This is a genomic window from Caldisalinibacter kiritimatiensis (assembly GCF_000387765.1).
In the GTDB taxonomy this organism is placed as follows: Bacteria; Bacillota; Clostridia; order Tissierellales; family Caldisalinibacteraceae; genus Caldisalinibacter; species Caldisalinibacter kiritimatiensis.
The window spans coordinates 1-779 of sequence record NZ_ARZA01000101.1 but is presented as its reverse complement, the minus strand read 5'-3'; the positions used below and the strand labels follow the sequence as shown (position 1 = coordinate 779).

Here is a 779-nt window from a genome sequence, read left to right as displayed (position 1 = left end):
AGAGAAAATATTTGTAAAATTATTATCGAAAAGCGAAAGGCGAACAGCGAATAGCCTAATCCTTTCCAATATCCTACTAAGAGCTGAGAGCTAGGAACTAAGAACTGACTAACTACTAACAACGAACTACTAACTAACAAATCGACGAGATCGACTTTGTTTTAAACTTTAAAATTTTTAAAAAAAGGTTTATTTAACAAGATAAATTATTATATAATAGTACATGAATTAGAAAGCGAGGTTATAAAAATGGGGGACATAATTAGTGTATTCAAAAAAGAAATGTTAGTAATATTGTTTGCAATGACACCAGTGTTTGAACTTAGAGGAGCAATTCCGCTAGGTATAACACTTGGCTTTGAACCGATACATAGTACCATATTAAGTATAGCTGGTAATATAATACCTGTACCATTATTGTTAAAATTATTAAAGCCTACATTTAGATACTTTGAAAAAACAAAGGTATTTGGTGGTATTATAGATTGGATAAAAAGAAGAACGCTAAGAAGAAGTGAAAAGGTTAGAAAATATAAAGTGTTTGGACTTTATTTATTGGTAGCTATACCTCTTCCTACTACTGGAGCATGGACTGGATGTATAGCAGCTAGTTTATTTGAGATTGATTTTAAACAAGCATTTCCTGCCATAGTTGCAGGAGTAATAACTGCAGGTATTATAATGCTTATACTAAGTTATATGGGTATGCAAATAGTATAAATTCAGAAGTTTCGCATCTAAAAGATTTTAATGGGCGCTAGCCCTCAAGAATAGATTGT

General features: G+C 31.3%; 1 protein-coding gene. It reads left to right on the top strand.

Going from position 1 to position 779, the window contains the following annotated elements; genetic code table 11:
* Window positions 1-249 precede the first annotated feature (249 nt).
* Window positions 250-720 (top strand): COG2426 family protein, encoded by a 471-nt coding sequence (locus tag L21TH_RS04960; protein ID WP_006310856.1) that lies wholly within the window; start codon window positions 250-252, stop codon window positions 718-720.
* The last annotated feature ends 59 nt before the right edge of the window (window positions 721-779 follow it).